The 23,283-nt window shown below is 57.7% G+C and carries 17 protein-coding genes and 2 tRNA genes; 10 read left to right on the top strand and 9 right to left on the bottom strand.

Annotation, left to right across the window (positions count from 1 at the left end; all coding sequences use genetic code 11):
• Window positions 1–91 precede the first annotated feature (91 nt).
• The gene (locus P4L78_RS03110) at window positions 92–1,000 is read right to left on the bottom strand and encodes a recombination-associated protein RdgC (RefSeq protein WP_309326913.1); all 909 of its coding nucleotides are present in this window, start codon (window positions 998–1,000) and stop codon (window positions 92–94) included.
• 193 nt (window positions 1,001–1,193) lie between these two features.
• On the opposite strand from P4L78_RS03110, the gene trxC reads away from it, so the two are divergent.
• Both trxC and P4L78_RS03120 read left to right on the top strand, forming a co-directional pair.
• Window positions 1,194–1,616 (top strand): thioredoxin TrxC, encoded by a 423-nt coding sequence (gene trxC, locus P4L78_RS03115; protein ID WP_283148715.1) that lies wholly within the window; start codon window positions 1,194–1,196, stop codon window positions 1,614–1,616.
• 64 nt (window positions 1,617–1,680) lie between these two features.
• Window positions 1,681–2,025, top strand: a complete 345-nt coding sequence (locus P4L78_RS03120) for a DUF5710 domain-containing protein (RefSeq protein ID WP_309326914.1) — start codon at window positions 1,681–1,683, stop codon at window positions 2,023–2,025.
• A gap of 72 nt (window positions 2,026–2,097) precedes the next feature.
• On the opposite strand, the gene P4L78_RS03125 is transcribed toward P4L78_RS03120, so the two are convergent.
• The 3 genes from P4L78_RS03125 to pbpG form a co-directional block, all read right to left on the bottom strand.
• A complete protein-coding gene (locus P4L78_RS03125) occupies window positions 2,098–3,495 on the bottom strand; it encodes a hypothetical protein (RefSeq protein ID WP_309326915.1) in 1,398 nt (465 codons plus the stop codon).
• A gap of 87 nt (window positions 3,496–3,582) precedes the next feature.
• Complete coding sequence (locus tag P4L78_RS03130) at window positions 3,583–4,257, bottom strand: TetR/AcrR family transcriptional regulator (RefSeq protein WP_309326916.1); 675 nt, start codon at window positions 4,255–4,257, stop codon at window positions 3,583–3,585.
• Between the two features lie 219 nt (window positions 4,258–4,476).
• A complete protein-coding gene (pbpG, locus tag P4L78_RS03135; protein ID WP_283148719.1) occupies window positions 4,477–5,511 on the bottom strand; it encodes a D-alanyl-D-alanine endopeptidase in 1,035 nt (344 codons plus the stop codon).
• Between the two features lie 231 nt (window positions 5,512–5,742).
• On the opposite strand from pbpG, the gene phaC reads away from it, so the two are divergent.
• From phaC to P4L78_RS03150, 3 genes are all read left to right on the top strand, one after another.
• The gene (gene phaC / locus P4L78_RS03140) at window positions 5,743–7,470 is read left to right on the top strand and encodes a class I poly(R)-hydroxyalkanoic acid synthase (protein WP_309326917.1); all 1,728 of its coding nucleotides are present in this window, start codon (window positions 5,743–5,745) and stop codon (window positions 7,468–7,470) included.
• A 220-nt stretch (window positions 7,471–7,690) separates the two neighbouring features.
• On the top strand, window positions 7,691–8,869 hold the full coding sequence (locus tag P4L78_RS03145; RefSeq protein WP_283148721.1) for an acetyl-CoA C-acetyltransferase: 1,179 nt from the start codon (window positions 7,691–7,693) through the stop codon (window positions 8,867–8,869).
• 262 nt (window positions 8,870–9,131) lie between these two features.
• Window positions 9,132–9,968 carry a sulfurtransferase gene (locus P4L78_RS03150; protein WP_283148722.1) on the top strand — a complete coding sequence of 279 codons (837 nt, stop codon included), beginning with the start codon at window positions 9,132–9,134 and terminating at the stop codon, window positions 9,966–9,968.
• 66 nt (window positions 9,969–10,034) lie between these two features.
• Here P4L78_RS03150 and hrpA read toward each other — a convergent pair whose 3' ends face one another.
• Together hrpA and P4L78_RS03160 are read right to left on the bottom strand one after the other, a co-directional pair.
• The gene (hrpA, locus tag P4L78_RS03155) at window positions 10,035–13,934 is read right to left on the bottom strand and encodes an ATP-dependent RNA helicase HrpA (protein WP_309326918.1); all 3,900 of its coding nucleotides are present in this window, start codon (window positions 13,932–13,934) and stop codon (window positions 10,035–10,037) included.
• 115 nt (window positions 13,935–14,049) lie between these two features.
• Window positions 14,050–14,934, bottom strand: coding sequence for an aldo/keto reductase family oxidoreductase (locus tag P4L78_RS03160; RefSeq protein ID WP_309326919.1), 885 nt, complete (start codon window positions 14,932–14,934; stop codon window positions 14,050–14,052).
• A 102-nt stretch (window positions 14,935–15,036) separates the two neighbouring features.
• Here P4L78_RS03160 and P4L78_RS03165 point away from each other — a divergent pair, with 102 nt between their 5' ends.
• Window positions 15,037–15,957 carry a LysR family transcriptional regulator gene (locus P4L78_RS03165; protein WP_309326920.1) on the top strand — a complete coding sequence of 307 codons (921 nt, stop codon included), beginning with the start codon at window positions 15,037–15,039 and terminating at the stop codon, window positions 15,955–15,957.
• A 95-nt stretch (window positions 15,958–16,052) separates the two neighbouring features.
• On the opposite strand, the gene P4L78_RS03170 is transcribed toward P4L78_RS03165, so the two are convergent.
• The 3 genes from P4L78_RS03170 to P4L78_RS03180 all read right to left on the bottom strand — a co-directional run bounded on the left by P4L78_RS03170 (window position 16,053) and on the right by P4L78_RS03180 (window position 17,692).
• Window positions 16,053–17,279 carry a PAS domain-containing protein gene (locus tag P4L78_RS03170; RefSeq protein ID WP_309326921.1) on the bottom strand — a complete coding sequence of 409 codons (1,227 nt, stop codon included), beginning with the start codon at window positions 17,277–17,279 and terminating at the stop codon, window positions 16,053–16,055.
• Between the two features lie 251 nt (window positions 17,280–17,530).
• Window positions 17,531–17,607: transfer RNA gene (locus tag P4L78_RS03175), tRNA-Asp, on the bottom strand.
• 9 nt (window positions 17,608–17,616) lie between these two features.
• Window positions 17,617–17,692, bottom strand: a tRNA-Val gene (locus P4L78_RS03180).
• Window positions 17,693–17,888: 196 nt separating this feature from the next.
• On the opposite strand from P4L78_RS03180, the gene P4L78_RS03185 reads away from it, so the two are divergent.
• From P4L78_RS03185 to P4L78_RS03200, 4 genes are all read left to right on the top strand, one after another.
• Complete coding sequence (locus P4L78_RS03185; RefSeq protein ID WP_283148727.1) at window positions 17,889–18,755, top strand: type II secretion system protein N; 867 nt, start codon at window positions 17,889–17,891, stop codon at window positions 18,753–18,755.
• 9 nt (window positions 18,756–18,764) lie between these two features.
• Window positions 18,765–20,987: a type II secretion system secretin GspD gene (gene gspD, locus P4L78_RS03190; protein ID WP_283148728.1), complete on the top strand. Its 2,223-nt coding sequence runs from the start codon at window positions 18,765–18,767 to the stop codon at window positions 20,985–20,987.
• Window positions 20,984–22,453, top strand: coding sequence for a type II secretion system ATPase GspE (gene gspE, locus P4L78_RS03195; RefSeq protein ID WP_309326922.1), 1,470 nt, complete (start codon window positions 20,984–20,986; stop codon window positions 22,451–22,453). The genes gspD and gspE overlap by 4 nt, the downstream gene beginning before the upstream one ends.
• A 179-nt stretch (window positions 22,454–22,632) precedes the next feature.
• Window positions 22,633–23,241: an SRPBCC family protein gene (locus tag P4L78_RS03200; RefSeq protein WP_309326923.1), complete on the top strand. Its 609-nt coding sequence runs from the start codon at window positions 22,633–22,635 to the stop codon at window positions 23,239–23,241.
• Window positions 23,242–23,283 lie beyond the last annotated feature (42 nt).

Genomic DNA, 23,283 nt, shown 5'->3' on the forward strand with positions numbered 1-23,283 from the left:
TAGTACCCCTCTGGGTGAGCCAACGGGATGCGCAAAACAAAAAGGCATACCGTGAGGTATGCCTTTTCAAGAATGTTGCAGCGCTACGAGATTAGCCGACTTGTTCGCCGCCCAGTGCTTCCAGCAATTCCGGCACCAGAGTGCGCAATTCGCCAACCAGCAACGCCAGACCCGAATCAAACAGCGCGGCGCGATCTTCAGCGTCAGCGTTCTTGAAGTCGTCTTGCAGCGCATCAAGCATGGCGACGCGCTTGAGTTCCATTTTCTCGGTCAGTTGCAGGGCAATACGGTCTTGCCAGGACAGGGCCATCTTGCTGACCAGCTTGCCGGACGACAAATGCTGCTGGATTTCCTCGCCCATCAAGGGTTGTTTGACCAAGCGGGCGATGGGGCCGTCTTCACCCGGTGCGCGTAGTTCTACATCCTGACCCAGATCGAACACGCCAGCGTCAGCCGATTCCAGCCACACGGTCATGGCGGTTTGCGGTGTGGTATTGGTCTGGATCAAACGGGTAGGCAGGCTGCCCAGGCTTTCGCGCAGCAGTGACAACAATTGTTCGGCTTTGCCCGCGCTGGCGCTTTCCACCAGGACCAGGTTATTACGTAGATCAATCAAGGCGCGTTGTGTACGCGAACGGGTAAAGGCGCGCGGCAACAATTCTTCGGTGACGCGCTCGCGCAGTTCCTTGATCTCGCGCTTGCCCACTTTGCGGTTTTCGCGGGCTTCGATTTCGGCAACGCGAGAGTCAGCCGTTTGCTTGATGACCGAGCCGGGCAGCAGCTTTTCTTCGGTCTTGAGCATGACCAGCACGGCATCCTGAAACGGATAAGCCATCACTTCGGGCATGTGCGCGGCAGGAGCGATCCAGCCTTGCGTCATCAAGTCCTGACTGCCGCAGCCAAAGAAAGGGCGCTTGGCCAGGCTGGCGCTGATGCCATCGGCGGTCAGCGTGTGATCAGGGGAAAGGCGGTAAATCTGGATATTGCGAAACCAGAGCATGGGTGCGGCGCTCGTTAGCTTTGATAAGGTGCGCGATTGTACCGGCTGCCCGACCTGACGCAAACCGCCATTTTTTGCCTTGGTGGCATTCGCCGCACCCGTAATGAAGGTGCTTGCCGCCAGACGGTAAAAGCGGCGAATATTCCACCTGAATGAGGTCCACCCGTTTCAGCCCTATTTCAGGAAGAAATCGATGCAAATTGCCTGCCCGCACTGCCATACCCAGAACCGGGTTGAACCCGAGCGTGTGGCCGATGGCCCGACCTGTGGCGCCTGCCATAAACCGTTATTTACCGGCGCACCTATCGCCGTCAATGCTGAGCAATTTGCCGTGCTGACCAAACAACTGAAGAACCCGGTAGTCGTGGATTGCTGGGCGACGTGGTGCGGCCCGTGCCAGGCATTTGCGCCGTCTTATACGGCTGCAGCGGAATACTTCAGCGGCAAAGCCACCTTTTTGAAGGTGGATACCGACCAGGAACAGGCGCTGGCCACCAGTTTGAAGATCCGCAGCATTCCGACCTTGCTGGTGTTCGAACGTGGCCAGGAACAGGCGCGGCAAAGTGGGGCGATGTCGCTGGGGCAATTCAAGGCGTGGCTGCTGGATTTTTTCTGAGCCCGGCTGACCACACAGGTTAAACTGCGGCCTTACCGGCAATCGCAATCGGGCAGGGCGTTATATGGCAACAAACGGGGCATCACCAGGTTCGAAATCCGCACCCAAAGTACAGATGTATTTGAGCGTGCCTTTCGCGCAAAAAGACGAGGCCAAGCAGTTGGGTGCACGTTGGGATGCGGCCAGCAAAAAGTGGTACGTGCCGCACGGCGTGGATATCAATCCATTCCAGGCTTGGTGGCCTGCTGATTTGCAGGATGCTCCGGTAGTTTCTGCGGTCGCTCCCGCTGCGCGTAAACCATCGCGGCCCGCCACACCGAAAACGACTGAACCCGCCACCGCTTTCACCAGCCGCTCGCAAGCCGTCATTGTGGAATATCCGGATGACGACCCGCCGTGGGAAGAATAAGCGGTTGGCAGATGGCATAAAAAAAGCCCGGTATAGACCGGGCTTTTTGCTGGCTGGCAGACGACGAATCAGTCAGGATTTCGCGCAACCCAACGCTGTAAAGCTTTGGGTGCTGGCGTAGGTTACGGTTGGCATGTAGTTGCCGACCACTGATTGCTCTTGCCCTGGCACTGTCACGTTCTGAATGGCGTTGGCAAATGATGGGTCTGGCAACATGTTGCGCAGAATCAGCAATCCGTCGTTGGGGTGACCTGCGCCATCGCCCGCGTCTGACAACTGGATCCAGCCAAAGCCGCAGGCGGTGGTGGCATTCGCGGGTCGATCAGCTGTGCGGCTGATCGCGATCACGTAATTGCCGTTCGCATCGACCGGTACCTGGGCGTCATACGCGCAGTCAGTGACTTTCTGCGTGTAGAACTCGTTGGTACATATCGACCAGTAGCGCACCTGCGCATCTGCAGCCACCTGGGCGTTCTGGTAAGTCGCCGGGGTTGTCGGCAACTTGCCGCGCAGGACGATCACGTCGCCGTAATCCCGGCTGATCATGCTTTCCAGATAAGCGTTATCCGGATTGCCGTACCAGTTCATGGTGTAGGTCGGTGTTCCGCCGCACGAGAAGAAGAACAGGCACTGCAGATTCCAGGTGCGATTGAACGGGAAGTGCCACACGCCCGGGTTCTGCGACGGGAAGCTATCCGCCACACCCGCCTGGTCGCGCAGCATGGTGTATTGCGCGGTGGTCAGCAGCGTGGGGGTGCTCAGGGTTGGCGCCGGATTGAGCTGCGCGCAGGCCGCATCGCCTTCCAGTGAACTACCATCGGCGTTTTGCAGAACTACATCGGGCAGGCCAGTCGCGCCGGTGATATCGGCACCGTTATCCGGGACATAAACCCGATACCACACTGTGACGGTCGGGTCCGGCGTACCGGTGTAGAGCGTGTTGGCGGCAGGCGTAGCGGGTGCGTTGCCAGCAACCACTTCAACCTGATAATCCCGCGCATCAGCGTAACGTGGATTGCCCGCAATGAACGGATTGGTTGAACCAACTTCGGGCTGGATGCTGTGATCACCCAGTACGTTGACAGGCTGGGCCAGCGAGTTGTAGCTGACGTACGAAATATAGCGGGAGTAGGGGAACTGGCCTTTGAGGAACACTCGGGCGCCAGCAGGGATCGTCAGTGTGGCTGACCAATACGCCGCGCCGGTATCTGGATAAGCAAAATTGCCGTTCGGATTATCGCGAGACAACGGGCCTTTCCACAAACAGGATTGCGTGGCGTGCTGCACGCTGAAAGACGCGGGCAATGGCGTCGGGGTTGGCGTGGGCACCGCAGTGGGTGCCGGGGTCGGCGTTGGGGTTGCGCTGGTTGAACTATCGCCGCCGCCACACGCGGAAAGAATCGCTGCTGATAGCGTAATTGCCAGGCCTTTGGAAATCAGACCAAGGGTTTGGGTACGAAAGACAGACACGGGCTCCTCCTTATATGGGTCGTGTATTACCGGTACTGTTCTGGTTTTGTGCAGGGTCGAACGGATAAAACGGGATATCGCGAGTTGCTATTCGCCAGATGGTGCGGTGGAAGAAACTCGCGAAGAAAACACGATGCCGCCAACAATGTAGTCGCGCAGATAGCGGTCCAGCCGGTCACGACTGGTGGTTTCCAGCGGCCACCAGGCTTCCAGCCCGGCGTCGGGAATCACGTTGAGTACGGTATTGAAGGCAAACAGGATTTTGACGCCAGCGGCCTCTTTGCCCAGTTCCGGCATGGCCGCCAGGGCCAGCGCCGACAAACGCAGCGAAGTCGGGCCCAGCCCTTCGGCCAGCAACTGGCGGCCACGCTGACCGCAGTCGCCCGCCATGCGTGCCATCAGTTGCACCTGGCAACGACCTTGTTCAGAGCTGACCATCCGCACGATTGGCCGGATCATCACTTCAGCCACGTCGGTGAGCGTGAGTTGGCCATCCGCATTGCGTGACTGAGTTGAGATGATCAGTCGATCCATCGACGCAACATAAGCCTGAGCCGATTGGCGTGCCGCTTCAGAGATCAGGTTCCAGACATCGCCAAAGTGGTAGTTGATGGCCGACTGGTTACCCACGCCTGCCTCGCGATTGATGCTGCGCACCGAAGCACCATCTAGCCCGCTTTCGGCAACCAGCCGGGTAGCAGCGTCGATCAACCGTTGGCGGGTACCGCTGCGGGTTTCTTCCGAGGTTTGTGAGGGGCTCATACCTGGCAACTTCCGGTTTCTAATACAAATGTATTAATACAATCGTATTAACCTGGATCATGTAGTCGCTATCAGGTGAACTACCAATAGAGCGGTTTCAAACTGGCAGACTCAACGCCAGAGCGGGGCGCGGTGCCATTTAGACATGAAAAAACCCCGGCTGGCCGGGGTTTTCAAGTGACACGCAGATGAGTGAAAAACGAGACAGATGTCCTCGTTTTAGCTGCGAGCCAAGGCAATCGGGCTGGTTTCCAGCCACTTCTTGACGCGATTGGCATCGCCGATACGGGTGTATTTGCCGTTGGAATCCATCAAGACCATCACCACCGGTGTACCACTGATGGTGGCTTCCATCACCAGGCAATGACCTGCTTCGTTGGTGAAACCGGTTTTGGTCAGGCCGATATCCCACTGATCTTCTTTCACCAGCGGATTGGTGTTGTGGAAAGCCATGGTGCGGCCATTCAGGTTCGACGTGAACTCATATTGCGATGAGGTCGTGAACTGATGGATTTCCGGATACTTGCGCGCGGCTTTAACCATTTGCACCAGATCGCGGGCGTTAGACACGTTTTGTGGTGTCAGACCGCTCGAATCATAAAAGCGTGTGTGGCCCATGCCCAGTTCGGTCGCTTTTTCGTTCATCTTCTGGATGAACAGATCGTGACCACCAGGGTAGGTACGAGCCAGCGCTGCGGCTGCGCGGTTTTCCGACGACATCAAGGCCAGCAACATGACTTCAGCGCGGGTCAGACGAGTGCCCACACGCAAACGCGAACTGCTGTTCTTGAGCGTATCCACATCATCATCAGAGATGGTGATGTATTCGTTCATCGGCAAATGGGCATCGAGCGTGACCATGGCGGTCATCAGCTTGGTGATCGAAGCGATCGGGCCGACGTCATCCGGATTCTTCTGGTAAATCACTTCACCGGAATTCTCGTTCAGAATCAAGACTGAAGCGGATGCCAGACCAGGATTATCCGCAGCAAAACCGGGCACGGCTACAGCGCGGGTAACACGCACGCTGCTGCGGGCATTGGCAATGGCAGTGCGTTTGACGCGGCCATTTTCAATGACGGTGACGGTACGGGCAGATTTGGTAGTGGCAACAGTCTTTGATTTGGCTGTCTTTTTGCTTGCAGTTTGCGAAGCGGCTTTATGCTTGTGGGAACTACTGGCGCTGGCGACTGGCGCAAATGCGATGCAAGCGCTAGTCAGCAGGGCGAAAAAGAGGGGAAATGCGGGACGCATCAATAATCTCCGAGGTGCGGCCATAATTATCAGAACGCTGTAATGTTAATTGAGAAATTACAAAATGTCATGCTAAATCAAGCAGTACGCGAACACTTGCAAAGTGCAACTTTAAAAGATTTCACCGACCTTGCAGGGGCTGGATGTTTTATGTATGTTGTGATGCACCAATTGCACATTTTATTGCGCCAGATCAGTGCGTCATCCCATCCCTTTTCGGAGTGAGAGATAGTGCCGGAATCCCCGCTGTACGAGAGTTTCTTCCAGCAACTAAACACTGCAGGCCAGCAGTGGTGGCAACAATGGGTCAACGCTGTTGCAGCGCCCCAGGATGACGCGCTGCCGCAAATTTTTCCCAAGTTACTCGCCGCGTTCCCTACTTCTTCGCCCGAATGGCAGGCCAGTCAGGCTGAGTACTATCAGCAACAACTCGATTTATGGCTGGGCCTGATCGGGGCCAAACCGGCCGCGTCGGTGATCACGCCAGACAAAGGCGACCGTCGTTTTAACTCCCCGGAATGGGAAGTTCCGCTGTTCTCCTGGATCAAGCAAAACTATCTACTGACCTCGCGCCATTTATTGCAGTGTGTGGACGCCACTGAAGCCGACGAATCCACGCGCGAAAAAGCCGGGTTCTTCGTCAAACAGTTTATTGATGCCATGAGCCCGGCCAATTTTGCGCTCACTAACCCGGAAGTCATGAAGCTGGCTGCCGAAACCAATGGTGAAAGTCTGCAAGAAGGCATGAAGCGCCTGCTGGAAGATATCGGCAAAGGCACCATCACCATGACCGACGAATCGCAGTTTGAGGTCGGGCGCAATCTGGCGGTGACTGCTGGCGCGGTAATCTTTGAAAACGACTTGTTCCAGCTACTGCAATACCAGCCATTGACCGCGCAGGTGAAGGAAGTTCCCTTGTTGATCGTGCCGCCGTGTGTCAACAAGTACTACATCATGGATTTGCAGCCCGAGAACTCCATGGTGCGCTGGTGCGTAGAGCAGGGGCACACTACTTTTCTGATCTCCTGGCGCTCGATTCCACCCCAGATGGGCCATCTGCAATGGGATGACTATATTGAGGACGGCATCATCAAGGCCGCCGAAGTGGTTCGCAAGATCAGCCGCCGCGAACAACTCAATGTGTTGTCGTTCTGCATTGGTGGCGGACTGGTCGCCACGTCTATTCCAGTCATGCAAAGTCGTGGGCAAGGTGACTGGTTCAAATCCATTACCCTGATGACTTCCATGCTCGACCACAGCGAGCCTGGCGATATCAAACACTATATAGACTGGAACCTGATCCGTTCGCGCGAGACCAAGCTGGCCGCAGGCGGCGTGGTGTCCGGCAAAGAACTGGCGCGCACGTTTTCGTCATTGCGCGCCAATGACCTGATCTGGAACTACGTGGTGAATAGCTATCTGAAAGGCAAAACCCCGCCGCCGTTCGATTTGCTCTACTGGAATAACGATTCGGCCAACCTTGCCTTGCCGATGCATACCTTCTTTCTGCGCAATATGTATCTGGAAAACAATCTGGCCAAGCCAGGTTCATTTGCGCTGTGCGGCGTGCCGATTGATCTGACTCAGGTGACCACGCCCACCTACATCTTCGCCGCGCGTGAAGACCATATCGTGCCGTGGACGTCGGCTTATCTGACCACGCGTTTGTTTAAAGGTCCGCTGCGATTTGTGCTCGGTGCGTCCGGCCATATCGCCGGTACCATCAATCACCCGGCGGCCAACAAACGCAACTATTGGGTTAACGAAGCACTCGAATCAGAACCACAAACCTGGTTCGACGGCGCTGAATCCCGTCCCGGGAGCTGGTGGCAGGATTGGGGCGTCTGGCTGGACCAGTTTGCCGGCAAAAAAGTGCCCGCACGCAAAACCTTAGGTGCGGCAGGTTTCAAACCACTGGAACCCGCACCTGGTCGCTACGTGAAAGAAAAGCTCGACTGATTGGTTGATAGAACTAACGATTAAAGCGGTTCTTGCTACGTTTCAGGTTTGACCTTGCGGGTTGATCGGCAGCGCCGGTTCGGGTCTCAAGGATGTTTTGCTGCAGTGCCATGCAGTAGCAGTGCCATAACGAGGAGACCGCATTAAGCAATGCGCTCCCGCTCACGGGCCGTGCACACCGCACGGACGGACTCTTGCATAGCTGGTTTGGAGATTGATGATGAGTGAAATCGTAATCGTTGCTGCCGGGCGCACGGCAATTGGCAGTTTTGGCGGCGCGCTGGCCAAAGTCAGTGCCCCGGAGCTGGGCGCTATTGTGATCAAAGGCTTGCTGGCCAGAAGCGGGCTGGCTGCAGATCAGGTAAGCGAAGTCATTCTGGGCAACGTCCTCACTGCGGGTTTAGGGCAGAACCCCGCCCGCCAGGCGCTGCGCCGGGCTGGTTTGCCCGATGCAGTACCCGGACTGACGATCAACCAGGTCTGTGGTTCCGGCCTGAAAGCGGTGGCTCTGGGTATGCAAGCCATTCTTTCGGGTGAGAGTGACGTGGTGATCGCCGGTGGCCAGGAAAACATGACTGCCGCACCGCACGTATTACCCGGCAGCCGCGATGGTTTTCGCATGGGTAACGCGCAGTTGATCGACAGTATGGTTTATGACGGCTTGACTGATGCTTACCAGCAATACCACATGGGCGTGACTGCCGAGAACATCGCCAAAAAGTACAGCATCAGCCGTACCGAACAAGATGAACTGGCCCTGGCGTCGCAGCAAAAAGCCGCTGCCGCGCAAGCAGCGGGTCGGTTTGCCGAAGAGATCATCCCGGTGCACATTCCGCAACGTAAAGGCGACCCGCTGGTGTTTGATCAGGACGAGTTCATCAAAGGCAATACCACGATGGAATCGCTGGGCAAGCTGCGCGCGGCGTTCGATAAAGAAGGCACGGTGACCGCGGGTAATGCGTCAGGCATCAATGACGGCGCCGCCGCCGTCATGCTGATGACCCGTGAAAAAGCCGACGCACTGGGCCTCAAAGTATTGGCCACCATTCGCGCTGCGGCCTCGGCCGGGGTTGACCCGAGCATTATGGGCATGGGTCCGGTCCCCGCCACCCAACGCGTCCTGGCGCGTACCGGCTGGACGCTGGACAGCTTTGATTTGCTGGAAGGCAACGAGGCCTTTGCCGCGCAAGCGCTGGGCGTGGCGCGAGAGCTGAAATGGGACTGGAACAAGGTTAACGTCAATGGCGGCGCCATTGCGCTGGGCCATCCGATTGGCGCATCTGGCTGCCGCATTCTGGTGACCTTGCTGCATGAAATGGCGCGGCGTGATGCCAAACGGGGCCTGGCCACTTTGTGTATTGGTGGCGGCATGGGGGTTGCGCTGGCTGTTGAACGCTAAAGTCTGACCGTGACCAGACGGATGCCAACACCTCGTTTGTCGGCTGCCGTCCAAATAAAAAAGCGCCGCCTTGCAACGGCGCTTTTTTATTCGCATAAACATGAGGTGCGCCCACTTTCCTGAAACCACGCCCGGTTAAAATCTGGCGGTTTTTAATGCCAATTGCATATCGACGGCAAGAGGGGTTGATGACACACTGCAGCAAAATCGTTTTGCCTTGAACGAATGCGTCGCGCGAACCCCTCTTGCTGGAGTAGCTCCCATGTCCGTATTGATCACCGCCGCCGAACTGGCGACCGAACTGGCTGACCCCAAGCTCATCGTTGTTGATTGCCGTCATGATCTGGCCAACCCGGCAGCGGGGCGCGAAGCCTATTTGCTGGATCACATACCGGGGGCGATTTTCCTGCATCTGGACGATGATCTTTCGGGCACCAAAAATGGCTCCAACGGCCGCCACCCTTTGCCGGACCCGGGCTGGCTGGCTGCACGCTTGGGCGCAGTAGGGATAAATAACGACAGCCGTGTGGTGGCGTACGACGCTTCTGGCGGCATCTACGCCGCGCGCTTGTGGTGGCTGCTGGGCTGGCTGGGTCACGACAACGTGCAGGTGCTTGATGGCGGTTACCAGGCATGGCAAGGATCGCGCCAGCGGATTTCCCATACTGAGCGGACATTGCCGGGCAGTTCATTCGCGCCACATGTGCGCAAAGAGCGCGTGGTGACAGCCGCCGACGTGATGAGAGATTTGCGTGAGTCGTCATTTCAGGTGGTCGATGCGCGCAGCCCGGAACGTTTTCGCGGCGAAGGCGAAACCATAGACCCGGTGGGCGGACACATTCCAGGCGCGATCAACCGCTTCTTTCAAAACAACCTGGCGCCGGGTGGCCGTTTCAAGGAAACGCAACAGCTCCAGCGCGAATGGCGCGATTTTCTGGGCGCTATTCCGTCGGCCGATGTGGTGCATCAATGCGGCTCCGGCGTGACCGCCTGCCACAACCTGCTGGCGCTGGCCGCAGCCGGGCAGAGCGGCGGGCGCTTATATGCCGGATCGTGGAGCGAGTGGTGTGCCGACCCGTTGCGACCAGTGGCGCGCTAGCGCAATCGCCATGCAAAACAAAGGGCTCGAGTGAGCCCTTTGTTTTATCCAAACCTTCAGCCTGTCTCAGCGCCGCAGCAACTCTTCCCACAACTTGCTCAAGCGTTTGAGCGATACCGGATAGGGCGTGCGCAGTTCCTGGGCAAACAAGCTGACGCGCCACTCTTCAATCATCCAGCGCATCGGCAATAGCTTGGCCGTATCGCGGCCTTCGCGTTGCCATTTTTCCAGTTCGCTCTGCCATTTATTCACAAACCCGGTGACTTCCGCCGCACGCTGGCCGTCACGCTGCGGGTTGGCGACGCGTTTGTCCAGGCGCAGTTTAATCGCTTTCAGGTAAACCGGCAGGCGCGGCAGTTGCTCCCACGGTGTGGCGGCCATAAAGCCATTGAATATCAGCTTATCCAGCTGTTCTTTTACGGCATTGCCCAGCGGGCCGGGTTTATTCACCAATGGCGCGATGGCACTGTATTCGTTGGTGATTTCGGTCAAGGCCCGAATGGCGCCGTCGCGCACCGACGGCAGCTTGGCGCGGGCGCGGGTTTTTTGTTCGTCAAAGGCTTTGCGTGAACGCGGCGGTTCGTCGTCACCCAGAAACGCCCGGTTGCAGATGCAATTGACCAGATCGTCCATCAACATGTCGGCGTTGCCCAACGCACGCAGTTGCAGTGCCAGTTGCTGGAAAGTCGGGACCGACTTTTGCAGCTGTTTGACGTGTTCTTTCAGCTCGATGCGCAGCAATTGCACGATGCCTTCACGGTGCGCGGCTGCGGCGGCGTGCTCGGTATCGAACAGCAGAATGGCGCAGCTATCCGGGCCATCCGGCACCAGCGCCGGAAAGCCGGTAATGCTGCGACCCTGACGCTTGAAGGTGAGCTTGGCGGGCAGATCGCCAAAGTCCCATTTCACGATGCCGGTTTTTTCGATCTCGCTGCCGCTGTCATCATCGCCGGATTCGCGGAAGGTAATCTGCGCCGCTTCACCTAATTGGGCGCGGATGGCGACCAGATCACGACCATTGGCCAGTTCTTGGCCGGCATCATCGACCACGCGGAAATTCATTTGCAAATGCAGCGGTAACTCGGTGCCCTGGAAGTCATTCTCGGATACCGGATGACCGATGCCGCGCGTGGCGGCGTGCGCCAGTTGCGGCAACAACGGCGCTTCGTGATCGGCTTTGTCCAGTTCGGTCAGCATGCGCGTGGCGAAGTCCGGCACCGGCACGCACAAGCGGCGAATCGACTTGGGCAGCGATTTGATCAGCAGCGTAACCTTTTCGCGCAGCATGCCAGGCACCAGCCAGTCGAATACGCTGGCGTTGACGCGGTTGAGCTGGTGCAAGGGCAGGGTGAGCGTTACACCGTCCAGCACGTGACCGGGTTCAAAGCGGTAGGACAGTGGCAGGCGCGCTTCAGCCAGCTTGAAATGCGTGGGGAATTGATCTGCTGTGACCATGCCCGCCGCACGGCTCATCAAATCTTCGCGATTCAAAAACAGGATTTTTGGATCGGTTTTTTCCGCGTCTTTGCGCCATGCTTCAAACCCGGCGCCGTTCACAATGCCGGGCGGGATGATGGTGTCAAAACAGCCAAACAGCACTTCGTCATCCACCAGGAAATCCTGGCGGCGCGCTTTGTGTTCCAGTTCTTCGATTTCCACCAGCAAATCAAAGTTGTGTTCGTGGTATTTGGCTTTGGTGTTGTAGTTAAAGCGCACCAGCGCCTCGCGGATGAAAATCTCACGCGCTTCCACCGGGTTGATCTTGCCGTAATGCACGCGGCGGCGCGCCACAATTGGCAAACCGTATAAAGTGACGCGCTCGGACGCGACCACTTGCGCCTGGTCTTTCTCCCAATGCGGATCAAAATACTGGCGATGCACCAGATGCATGGCCAGGCGCTCTACCCAGTCCGATTCAATGGTGGCCACGCAGCGGCCAAATAGCTTGGTGGTTTCGACCAGATCACCGGCCAGCACCCATTTAGGGCGGGCGCGTTTGAGGCCGGAGCCGGGGAAAATCTGGAACTTGATACTGCGCGCGCCCAAGTATTCATCGGCATCGGGTTGTTTCATACCGATATTGCCGAGCAAACCGGTCAACAGTGCTTTGTGAATCTGCTCGTAAGTGCCGGGCTTTTCATTCAGCCGCCATTCCATTTCCTCGGCGATGTCGGCCAACTGGCGGTGCAGATCACGCCATTCACGCAGACGCAGGTAAGACAAAAAGTGGTCATGGCACAGGTTGATCAACTGGCGGTTGGATTGCTTGTTGGCCAACGCTTCTTCAAAGAAGTGCCACAGCTTCAGATAAGACTGGAAGTCGGACTTCTCATCGACAAAGCGAATCTGCGCCCGGTCCGCCGCGTCGCGCGCATCAAACGGCCGTTCGCGCGGGTCTTGCAGGCTCAACGCGCTGGCGATAATCAGGATTTCTTTCAGGCAATGTTCTTGATGCCCGCCCAACAACATGCGGCCCAGCTTGGGATCGACCGGCAGGCGAGACAACTGGCGGCCAGTTTGGGTGAGGCGATCTTCTTCATCCACTGCGCCCAGTTCGCGTAGTTGCTGATAACCATCGGCAATCAATTTGCCTGATGGCGCTTCCAGGAAGGGGAACTCATCCACGCGCCCGAGTTTGAGCGCGGCCATCCGCAAAATGACGGCTGCCAGTGAAGAGCGGACGATTTCCGGGTCGGTAAATTCAGGGCGCCCGTTGAAATCCAGCTCGTCATACAGGCGTACGCAAATACCGGAAGACACCCGACCGCAGCGACCGGCGCGTTGGCGGGCCGAGGCCTGGGAGATCTTCTCTACCAGCAGTTGTTCGACCTTGGCGCGCGGCGAGTAGCGGTTAACCCGTGCATGGCCGGAATCAACCACGTAGCGAATGCCTGGCACCGTGAGCGATGTTTCGGCCACGTTGGTGGCCAGCACCACGCGGCGGCCGTTGGAGGCGCGGAAAATCTTCTGTTGTTCTTCGTTGGACAGCCGCGCCAGCAAGGGCAGCACTTCGGCGTCGCGCAATTTGGCTTTACGAAATTCTTCGGCGGTTTCGCGGATTTCGCGCTCGCCGGGCAAAAACACCAGCACATCGCCCGGACCATCGTGCCGCCACAATTCTTCTACGGCGTTGACGATGGCTTCTTCCATTTCGATTTCGGCATCGTCCTCATCGCGGCTGGTCAGCGGGCGATACCGCACTTCCACCGGAAAGGTGCGGCCAGAGACTTCAATGACTGGCGCGCCGGTAAAGTGACTGGAGAAGCGATCCGCATCAATAGTGGCGGAGGTGACGATAACTTTGAGGTCGGGGCGGCGCGGCAGTAGCTGCTTGAGATACCCAAGCAAGAAATCGATGTTCAAGCTGCGTTCGTGTGCTTCATCGATCAGGATGGTGTCGTAGTTGCTCAGCAGCGGGTCGGACAAGGTTTCGGCCAGCAAAATACCGTCGGTCATCAGCTTGATATAGCTGGCCTCAGATGTCTTGTCGGCAAAGCGCACCTTGTAGCCGACCACGGCGCCCAGATCGGTCTTCAGTTCTTGCGCAATGCGGGCGGCAACCGAACGTGCGGCCAGCCTGCGTGGTTGCGTATGACCGATCAACCCGGAAACGCCACGACCCAGTTCCAGGCAGATTTTCGGCAATTGGGTGGTTTTACCGGACCCCGTTTCACCACAGATGATCACGACCTGGTTTGCGGCGATTGCGGCGCGGATTTCGTCACGCTTCTGGTTGACCGGCAGACTCTCGTCGAACTCCGGCTTGGGCAGATTCTGTTCACGCAGCGCAAACTTGCGCACGCTGGTTTCAATGGCTTGCGTCAGCTCGGCGACGGATCGCTCCACCGGCTTGCCCTGTGCCGCACGGTGCGCCGCAGATTGCAGCTTGGGCTGCAATTGAAAGCGGTCACGAGCGAGGCAGTGGTCAAGCTGCGCGCTCAGTTGGGCAAGGATGTCGGAGGGCATAAACGAAACCGGGCGTAAAAACGCCCGATTCTAGCATGCCCACGCCGCGCGCCCGGCTGCACGTTTGCAGCGGGGCGCGGGCGGAGATCACTTGAGGATACTGCGCCGGTACATGTCAGTGGTTCACGCTGCCAGTCGTGCCAATTGCGTTCAGTTCTGCCAGAACGACATCGGACAAGCGCAAGTCACCCGCCTGCAGGTTTTCCCGCAGATGTTCAAGCGATGAGGTGCCTGGAATCAGCAACAGATTTGGCGAGCGATGGAGCAGCCAGGCCAATGCCACCTGCATCGGCGTTGCCTGAAGCGTTTGGGCAATTTGCGAGAGCGCCGATGACTGAATAGGCGTGAAGCCGCCGAGCGGGAAGAACGGCACGTAAGCAATGCCTTGCTCCGCCAGCGCATCAACCAGCGCGTCATCTGTGCGGTGCACCAGGTTGTATTGGTTTTGCACGCAGACAATCGGGGCAATGCGTTGCGCCTCGGCAATCTGGGTGGGCGTTGCGTTGCTTAGGCCGATATGGCGTACCAGCCCGCGTTGCTGTAACTCGGCCAGCGCAGTGACTTGCCGCTCGATTGATCCTTCTGCGGGCGCGTGGATGTCGCCCATGATGCGGATATTGACGATATCGAGCACATCCAGGCCAAGGTTGCGCAAGTTGTCATGCACGCCACGTTCCAGATCAGCGGGTTCCAGCGCTGCCAGCCACGCGCCTTTGTCGTCACGAATGGCGCCGAGTTTGGTGACGAGCACCAGATCATCGCGATACGGATGAAGCGCTTCGCGGATGATCTGGTTGGTAATGTGCGGGCCGTAGAAGTCGCTGGTATCGATGTGATTGACGCCCGAAACCACGGCTTCACGCAGCACGGCAACGGCTGCGGCACGATCCTTCGGTGGCCCGAAAACGCCAGGCCCGGCCAGTTGCATTGCACCGTAACCCATCCGGCGGACCGGGCGACCGGCAAGTTCAAATGTGTCTGCTGAAGTGAAGTTCGACATGCTGCTTTCCTTGAGGATTGGTGAAGCAAGTATGGGCGCAATTGTGCTGTTCGATAATCCGGTTTAAATTGCACGGGTTGTTTCAAAAAGTGAACAATTGTTATGGAGTTCAACGATCTCGCGGCATTTGTGGCGGTCGCCCAGGCGGGCGGTTTTCGCGATGCTGCGCGCATTAATGGTGTGTCGGCTTCGAGTCTCAGTATCGCCGTACGCCGCCTTGAAACCAGGCTCGGTTTACGGCTGCTGAACCGCACCACGCGAAGCGTCGCACCAACCGAAGCGGGGCTGCGACTGATGGAACGATTAACACCGTTATTCAGTGAGATGGAGGCGTCGCTTGACGTCTTGAACGGGTTTCGCGACAAACCGACGGGTGCGCTTAAGCTCAATGTGCCATCAAGCGCTGCGCACATCGTCTTGCCGGGCGTTATCGCCGCATTCCTGAAAATGTATCCGGATATTCGGGTTGAGGTGGTGGTCGAGGATGGCTTTGTGGACGTGCTGGCCGCTGGCTGCGACGCGGGCATCCGCTACGATGAGCGCCTCGAGCAGGACATGATCGCTGTGCCGATCGGCCCACGCGTACAGCGTTTCGCTACCGCTGCGGCACCAGAGTATCTCGATGTTCATGGCAGGCCCGAACATCCCCGTGATTTATTGGAGCATGCCTGCCTGCGCGGGCAGTTTGCCGGTGGCGCCAAACCGACATGGGATTTCGAACGCGACGGCGAGGTAGTGCGGCTGGACCCATCGGGGCCGCTATTGGTGCGGCCGAGCGCTGCTATCGACCTTGCGGTCAGCACCGCCTTGGCCGGGGTTGGCGTAATCCACTTGTTTGAGGAGATGCTGCGCCCGTATCTGGATAGTGGCGCGCTGGAACCGATTCTTGAACCCTGGTGGCAGCGCTTTTCCGGGCCGTTTCTGTATTACCCAGGCCGCCGCCATTTACCGGCACCGCTGCGCGCGTTTATTGATTTTCTGAAAACACGTGAGGAGACTGGGGCGTTGCTGCCGATGCGCTGAATCAACGGTGCGACCGAACGCATATGCACGCCGACCTGCCGGGAACTCAAGTGAGATGCCCGGAGTCTGCGCGGGAGTGTTGGGGAGTGTGTAACTTAGTGCAGAACCAGCAAGGTACGGCTTTTATCGTCGACGCCGATTTGCTGAATGCTGCAGGTGTGAGACTTCTGATCGCGGCTGTAGACCAGTTGGTGAGAAGCCTCCGGGCACGATTCAGCCAACAATTGTTCGCTATTGGCGGTGATCGCTTCCAGTGGACGGCCCAGCAAGTCGGTGGGTGGTGTGTTCAGCCGTTCGCACATCGGGTTGTTAACGAACTCGATAATGCCCTTGCGCACCAGCATGAACGGAACCGGCAAGGCATCGGCCACACCTTCAGATAACGGATCAGAAGACGCCATCATCGCCTCGGCGGCTTTTACGTGAGTAATGTCGATAGCAATCGACAATATATATACGTCGCCGTCGCGGACCAGTGGTTGCTTGGTGATATCGAACCAGTGGGTGCGCCCGTTAGGCAGTGTCCAGTGATCAACAATGCGCACGGTCTCGCCCAGTTCCAGTACGTCGGTATCGCCCAGCGTGAAGGGCAGGCGGGTGTCATGCACGGCCAGATGTGATTGCACCAGCAATTCGTGGCCCAGCGTGGTTTGCGTCGCCCGGTTCACCAGCAAGAAGCGGCCATGCTTGTCGCGCACAAAAATCAGGTTGGGGCTGGAATCAATGATCTGGTGCACAAACAGCTGCTGATTGAAGAGAGCTTCTTCAGTGGCCTTCATCTGTGTGATATCGCGGATCACCGCCAGGCATTCGCCAGCAGACAAAGGTAGCAGGCGGGCCTCAAAGACACGTTGGCTGTCTTCGGCGCCGTTACCCAGGCGGTATTCAAACTGTTGCAGTGTCTGGGCGCTTTGTACAGAAATGAGCGCTTCCAGATACTGGCGCGAGACGCGAGCTGGAAACAAACCGGACAAACGCTCGTTGCCGCCATGCGCGGTAGGGTGGTGCGTGGCGCCAGCCTGGTTGAGCGGCGTTACGGTACGGTTGGCGTAGTCGATGCGCCAGACCAGATCCGGTAAGCAATGAGCAATAGGCGTCGCTGCTTCATCAACGGCCTGTTGCAGCATGCTGTCGGGCTCGGTTGCGGGCTGCGGCTTGTTGCTGGTGGCCATCAATGCCAGCCAGATCGTTCCGGCAACCAGCCATGCTTCGATGACCCACAGCGGCATGCCAGGCTTTACGCCGCCCCACAGGTGCAATGCGCATATGCCGCCCACGCTCACCAACAGAGCAATACCAAGCGGTACTGGGCGGGGATTCACACTAAGAGTTCGTGGAGCAAGCGGCATGGACATGGTCAGCAGATGATTTCTGACGAATTTGCGCTAGAGCAAGGGGTAGGTCAAGCAGAGCTTGGGATTTAAGCGACGGGCGTGGAAACAAGCCGTTAAATGTTGCCGAATCGCCACGCGATGCGTGATTATTCTTACTTGTTGTGTAATTTTTATTGATTTAATACTAGAGAAATACTGCTGAACAACTGAGGCGAACTTGACTGCAACAAGAGTGTTGCTGGCGGAGCGGACGGGACTCGAACCCGCGACCCCCGGCGTGACAGGCCGGTATTCTAACCAACTGAACTACCGCTCCGCAGCGGTTTGGTGGGTGATGACGGGATCGAACCGCCGACATTCTGCGTGTAAGGCAGACGCTCTACCATCTGAGCTAATCACCCGTCTCTCGTCGAGAGGTGCGCATTAGAGCATGGGGGTTTAGGGCTGTCAAATACTTTTTTGCGGGGAAGTAGCAAAACCGTAAAAATCGATAAATAAAGTGTCTCCCTCCAGGTTTCGCCCATTGCGCATGTAGTCATGCGGCCATCGCATTTGGTATAAATTGCCTCCAGATCAGACAAGAACAAAACATCCTCAGTGAAAGTCTCCAAATTCCTTATATCAGACAAGACCCGCTGGATTGCAGCGCTGGATTTGTTGCTGATCGTTGTACTTGCCTGGGTGTGCGCCGGCTTTTTCTGGCAACTGTTCGCGCCGCATTCGCCGCAGGTGCGTTTAACACCGTCGGTACAGGCGCCACGTAGCGCGTCCATGCAGTGGAGCGGCGCGCGCACCTGGTTCGGTTCTGGGGCGAGTAATGCGGGTGCGAGTAACCTGTCCGCTCAATTGATTGCAGTGATTGCCGGTGGCGATGATTACAGTGCGGCGATCTTTACCGGTCTGGATGCGTCCATGCCCACCGCTGTCAAAGTGGGGCAAGAATTAAAACCCGGTATAAAACTCACGCGCGTGGAGCGTGATCATGTAGAACTGCTGGAGCACGGTACGACCTCGCGCCTGCTGCTACAGGGAGCTAATGCTTCGGCAGTCGCCATTGCCGGTGCGGTGCCAGGTGGCGTGAATGGTGGTCGTGCAACTGGTGGCATGGCTGCGCCACCCCAAGCGCCGCCAGGTGATGGCGCTGCGACCGAAGGGCCATCGTCTACCTTGACGCGCGGACAACTGGCTTCAGCCATGCAGAACGCGAATATTTCGGATTGGGCCAAAGGGATCAGTACAGCGTCCGTTGGCGGCATCCAGATTGATAATCCATCCCAGCAGCCGTTTGCCGGGCCGCTCGGGTTGCAAAGTGGTGATGTGCTCAAGAGCGTCAATGGCGCCAATCTGGCACAGAACACCGATATTTCTACGTTGTACACCGCGTTTAGTCAGCAGTCCCAGGTGCAGCTTGTGCTTATTCGGCACGGCAACCTGTTGCGCCTGCGTTATCAGATTCAGCCTTGACGGATTGCAATGAAACCTCGTTTTCGCCCTTTATTGATTGCCTGTTTGCTCGCCAGCCAGCTCGTTGGCGCCGTAGACAACACAGTCATGCTCAACTTTGTGAATGCCGATCTTGAATCAACCATCAAGGCAGTTGGTCTGATCAGTGGCAAGAATTTCGTGATCGATCCGCGGGTAAAGGGAACGGTCAATATCGTTTCTGCAGAACCCGTGGCGCGCGATGCGGTTTATCCGATTCTGCTGTCGGCATTGCGCCAGCAAGGTTTCACCGCGCTGGAAGCCAATGGCGTGGTCAAGGTTATGCCTGAGGCTGACGCCAAGCAAAATTTCAGCGCCACCGGCCAGCGTGGCATGAAACTCAGTGGCGATCACATCGTTACCCAGGTGTATCCACTCAAGTTTGAATCTGCCACGCAGCTGGTACCGATCTTGCGCCCGTTGGTATCGCCCAATAATACGGTGGCTGCTTACCCGGCTGGCAATACGCTGGTGATTACCGACTACGCAGACAACGTGCGTCGCCTGAACCGGATTATCGACAGCATTGACCAGCCCGCATCGTCAGATATTTTCCCGATTCAGCTGAAGTACGCTTCGGCGCTGGATGTGGCGCAGACGCTGGCCAAGCTGATGCCGGAAATCTCCATGCAGGGGGTTACGCCGACCAATAATCCGGGTGAGGGCATTCGCCGCAGCACGGTGGTGCCGGATGTGCGCAGCAATGCCTTGCTGGTGCGTTCGGAAAACGTCGCGACGGCCCAGCAGATCAAACGCATTGTCGAAACACTGGATCAGCCCGGCGCAGCTGGCGGCAATATCCATGTGATTTACCTGCGCAACGCTGAGTCATCCAAACTGGCCAGCACCATCAAGGGGATTCTGAGCGGTCAGGACTCGGGCAACACGGGTTCGCAATCGACCAGCCTGGCATCTTCGGCCAGCCAAAGTAACAGTTCAAACGGTAGTACCGGATCCAGCACCGGCTTGTCTGGCATGAGCAGTTCCACTTCGCCGTCGACGACAACCAGCACCAGCAACACCCAGCCAACTTCCACCAGCGTTCAGGTGGGTGGCACCAATGTATTGATCACAGCCGACCCGATGACCAACTCGTTGATCATTACCGCGCCGGACAATATCTATAACAACTTGCGTGAAGTGGTAGACAAGCTTGATGTGCGCCGCGCGCAGGTTTATGTCGAAGCCATCATTGCCGAAGTAAACGCTTCCAAGCTCAGCGAACTGGGCGTGCAATGGCTGCTGGCAGGCGATAACGCCAGCGCGTCGGCGATCGGTTTGTCGTCGCTGGCAACCGGTGTCGGCACACTGAACAATTCGCTGGGCAACATCATTTCCAGCATCGCGACCAGAACCTTTTCCAGCACCCCCGGTGGCTTTAACGTGGGCGTGGTGAATGGCTCGGCGCAAGGCAATGGCAGTACCCCGACGGTGGGTGCTTTGCTGTCGGCGTTGCAGAACACTGGCGATGCCAACGTGCTGTCCACGCCAAATCTGGTGACGCTGGATAACGAAGAAGCCAAGATCATGGTCGGTCAGAACATCCCGATCCTGACCGGGCAGACCGCATCCACTGGCTCCAACCAGAACCCGTTCAACACCTATACCCGCCAGGATATCGGTATTACCCTGGCGGTGCGCCCGCAAGTGTCGGAAGGCGGCACCATCACCATGCAGGTTTACCAGGAAGTGTCAGATGTTGATACCACGGTGAACACCAACGGCGGCGGCATTGCTACCAAAAAGCGCACGATTGATTCCAAGGTGCTGGTCGACAACGGGCAGACCATCGTGCTGGGCGGCTTGCTGCAGGATCAGTCTTCCAATGGCGAAAACAAAGTGCCATTGCTGGGCGACATTCCTTATATCGGCGCCTTGTTCCGCTACCAGAGCCGCAACTGGAGCAAGACCGACCTGATGGTGTTCCTGCGCCCGGTCATTTTGTATGACGCCAAAGATACCGATCGCCTCTCGGCAGATCGTTACCAGTATCTGCGCAAGGTGCAGCAAGAATTCAAGATGTCGGATAGCTTCGTCTTGCCTGCGGTGCCAACCGTGGTGATGCCTGAAATGAAAGACCGGCCAGATGCACCTACCACCGGCTCACGTTACGGTGTTCCGCAAAGCAAGGCCGCGCCAGCACCCGCTGCCGCACCGGCTGTACCCAAGGCCGATGCCAGCGCCCCGGCAGCCGCTGAGGGTGTAGCCAAGTGAGTGCCCGGCTGGTTCCTTACCACTTTGCCCGTGATTTCGGGGTGGTCGACGTAGAACAACATGAGAACTCCGTTCATGTGCTGATGCGGCGTGGCGCTGATCTTTCGGCACTCAACGAATTGCGTCGGGTGGCTGGCAAGCCGCTGGATGTCGAACTGCTGGATGTCGAAACCTTCGAAGCGCGCTTGTCCAGCTTGTTCAGCAATGCCGGCAGCGCCTCATCCAGCGTGGCGGATGATCTCGAGAGCAACATTGATCTCTCGCGGCTGGCGCAAGAACTGCCAGAAATCGAAGATTTGCTGGAAAGCGAAGGCGACGCGCCCATTATTCGCTTGATCAACGCACTGCTGACCGAAGCGCTGCGCGAAAACGCGTCCGATCTGCACCTGGAGCCTTTCGAAACGCGCTCCGTGGTGCGCTTCCGGGTCGATGGTCAACTGCGTGACATCCTTGAACCCAAGCGCGCGCTGCATGCTGCGCTGGTATCGCGGATCAAGGTTATGGCCGGGCTGGATATCGCTGAAAAGCGCATGCCGCAAGATGGCCGTATCACCCTGCGTATTGCCGGTCGTCCGGTAGACGTGCGCGTGTCCACGCTGCCTACTGGCCACGGCGAACGCGCGGTGCTGCGTTTGCTGGATAAATCGGCCGGGCGGCTGGATCTGGAAAAGCTCGGCATGGGCAAGGACACGCTCGATCTGCTGCAGTCCATGCTCAATGAGCCACACGGTATTGTGCTGGTTACCGGGCCAACCGGCTCCGGCAAGACCACGACCTTGTACGCCGCCCTGGCGCGCATGGATGCCAAGACCAGCAACATCATGACCGTGGAAGACCCGATCGAGTATGACCTTGATGGCGTGGGTCAGACCCAGGTGAATCCACGAATCGACATGAGCTTTGCCCGGGCCTTGCGCGCTATTTTGCGACAGGATCCGGACGTCATCATGATTGGTGAAATCCGCGATCTGGAAACCGCGCAAATTGCCGTGCAAGCCTCGCTCACCGGCCATCTGGTGCTGGCAACTTTGCACACCAATGATGCGATCAGCGCCATCACCCGGCTGACCGACATGGGTATAGAACCGTTTCTGCTGGCGTCGTCATTATTGGGGGTGCTGGCGCAACGGTTGGCGCGCAAGTTGTGCCCGACCTGTCGCCGTCCGGATGAGCCCACGGCAGAGGAGCGCGCGGCATTTGAGGGCAAGCCAGTGCCAGCGGTGTTCCGTTCGGCCGGTTGCCCGGATTGCGGCGGGCTTGGTTATCGCGGGCGCACCGGTTTGTATGAACTGCTGAAAGTCGATGAAGCTTTGCGTGGCATGATCCATGCCCGCATGCCGGAGCAGCAACTCAAGGACTACGCGCTGGCCCATGGCATGTTGACCTTGCGCCAGGACGGATTGCGGCGCGTGTTGCGTGGCGAGACCAGCCTGGAAGAGGTCTGGCGCGTCACTCGCGAAGGCTGAGTTCTGCTGAGTCAGCTTTGGGCCGCACCGCGTATTGCGGCCCGGTTGCCGAGATTGCTGCACCGCCTGAATTGGCAGTGCAGCAAATCGGGTATCACCGTCTACCATTACTCCTGAAGCTGGTAATGCGCTTGGCATATTATGGCGCGACCCTAAATGGCTTGATCAGGAGAAACTGCATGCGCCAAAACATCCTCTTCGCCAGCCTGGCGAGCCTGTTGCTGGTGTGGACGAGCATGGCCAGTGCGGCCGATGCTGCTGCCAGCGCGGTGGAAGCCCACGTTGAAAAAGCCGGACAGACCGTCAAGCTCGATAGCGAATTCACCGTACCGGTGTCTCGCGAAATCGCCTGGCAAGTCCTCACGGATTTTGAGCACATGGCTTCATTTGTGCCGAATCTGACCAGCAGTCAGGTACTGGAACGCACGCCCAAATCGCTCAAGGTTGAGCAAAAAGGCTCAGTACCGTTCGGACCGTTTCACGTCGCTTATGATTCGATCCGCGAAGTGGAGTTGACGCCGATGTCCGAAATCCACGCCAAGGCAGTGGGTGGCGATTCGGGAGCCATGACCAGTGTCAGTACCCTATCCGAAAAGAACGGCCAGACCGTGGTAAGCTACCGCGCCGAATGGACGCCGACGTCCAAACTGGTGGGTAGCTTCGGCACCGGTGCCGCACGTGATCAATTGCTGCATCAATTCTCTGCCATGGAGCAGGAAATGCTGAGGCGCGGCGGGCATAAAGGCAAAGCTGCGGACGCCTCGGCCGCTGATGCCACTGCTCAATAGCCACTCACTTTTCAATTCATCCGATAGATTCCGTTCCAGACC

Origin of the sequence: Silvimonas sp. (assembly GCF_031291215.1) — a bacterium.
Lineage (GTDB): Bacteria > Pseudomonadota > Gammaproteobacteria > Burkholderiales > Chitinibacteraceae > Silvimonas > Silvimonas soli.

Bases quoted from the DNA above. Each gene is read 5' to 3' on its own strand.
- P4L78_RS03110 (WP_309326913.1), bottom strand. From the start codon at position 1,000: ATGCTCTGGTTTCGCAATATCCAGATTTACCGCCTTTCCCCTGATCAC.
- trxC (WP_283148715.1), top strand. From the start codon at position 1,194: ATGCAAATTGCCTGCCCGCACTGCCATACCCAGAACCGGGTTGAACCC.
- P4L78_RS03120 (WP_309326914.1), top strand. From the start codon at position 1,681: ATGGCAACAAACGGGGCATCACCAGGTTCGAAATCCGCACCCAAAGTA.
- P4L78_RS03130 (WP_309326916.1), bottom strand. From the start codon at position 4,257: ATGAGCCCCTCACAAACCTCGGAAGAAACCCGCAGCGGTACCCGCCAA.
- pbpG (WP_283148719.1), bottom strand. From the start codon at position 5,511: ATGCGTCCCGCATTTCCCCTCTTTTTCGCCCTGCTGACTAGCGCTTGC.
- P4L78_RS03145 (WP_283148721.1), top strand. From the start codon at position 7,691: ATGAGTGAAATCGTAATCGTTGCTGCCGGGCGCACGGCAATTGGCAGT.
- P4L78_RS03150 (WP_283148722.1), top strand. From the start codon at position 9,132: ATGTCCGTATTGATCACCGCCGCCGAACTGGCGACCGAACTGGCTGAC.
- hrpA (WP_309326918.1), bottom strand. From the start codon at position 13,934: ATGCCCTCCGACATCCTTGCCCAACTGAGCGCGCAGCTTGACCACTGC.
- P4L78_RS03160 (WP_309326919.1), bottom strand. From the start codon at position 14,934: ATGTCGAACTTCACTTCAGCAGACACATTTGAACTTGCCGGTCGCCCG.
- P4L78_RS03165 (WP_309326920.1), top strand. From the start codon at position 15,037: ATGGAGTTCAACGATCTCGCGGCATTTGTGGCGGTCGCCCAGGCGGGC.
- gspD (WP_283148728.1), top strand. From the start codon at position 18,765: ATGAAACCTCGTTTTCGCCCTTTATTGATTGCCTGTTTGCTCGCCAGC.
- P4L78_RS03200 (WP_309326923.1), top strand. From the start codon at position 22,633: ATGCGCCAAAACATCCTCTTCGCCAGCCTGGCGAGCCTGTTGCTGGTG.